At 68.5% G+C, this 818-nt stretch carries 1 protein-coding gene; it reads right to left on the bottom strand.

The window, feature by feature from the left end; translation table 11 throughout:
• The coding region (locus PV363_RS17825) for a hypothetical protein (protein WP_301023098.1) at positions 1-677 on the bottom strand (677 nt) is incomplete at its 3' end.
• Positions 678-818: the final 141 nt, after the last annotated feature.

Below are 818 nucleotides of genomic sequence, written 5' to 3'. Positions count from 1 at the left end.
AACACCACCTTGTACGAGCGGACGTCGCGGCCCCCGTCATCAGCCGGCTTCTTCCACCGCACCGTCCGCTTCTTCGCCGACGCTTTTCCTGACACCCGCACCGACCGCACCACCGACGGACGCCCCGGAAACAACGTCCGGAACACCAGCACGTCCTCGCGCGGGAACCCGGTGACGGCCAGTCCCCCCCGACCGTCGATCGCGATCTGAGCACCCACCAGGATGGTGCTCAACCGGGAGCGCGAGCCCTCCAGCGACCGGATCGGCGTTGCCCGACCAGTGGCGTTGGCGGCGAAGACGCTGACGACCGTCCCACCTCCCTGCCCTTCGTCGTACTCCGAAGAGACGTACACACGGTCCATCCCGTCGACAGCAATATCGGTCAGGTCCCGGAAGGTGCTCGTCACCGGCGTGAAGCTGCGGAGCGGCGCAGTGTCGCCTGTCGCACCGGCCGCGAAGACCCGCAGGACGCCGCCGTCGTTGACCCATAATGCTCCCTTCGAGGTAAACGCCAGCTGCGCGAGTCCGCCTCCCAGACCGGTCCGCGGACCCACCAGACGTTGCGTCGGAGTGGCGCCCGTCGAGGCCCCCGCGGCGTAGACGGCGACCTCCCCCAGCGCATTGCGGCTCACCGCGACCTTGCCGTCCCGAGACACTGCCAGGTGTCTCGAGAACACGCCCGTCTCGAAGGTGCGGAGCGGCGCAACGTCTCCGTAGGCGTCGCGTCCGAACACCGACACACGACCGCCGTTAGACAGCACGTAGACACGTCCTGCGCCGTCGACCCCTACGTCATCCACCTCGTCGAGGGCCGCCCT

The sequence above is a fragment of the Mumia sp. genome (assembly GCF_028803055.1).
Taxonomy (GTDB): Bacteria; Actinomycetota; Actinomycetes; order Propionibacteriales; family Nocardioidaceae; genus Mumia.
The sequence above is the reverse complement of the archived record's forward strand: the minus strand, read 5'-3'. Positions and strand labels throughout refer to the sequence as shown.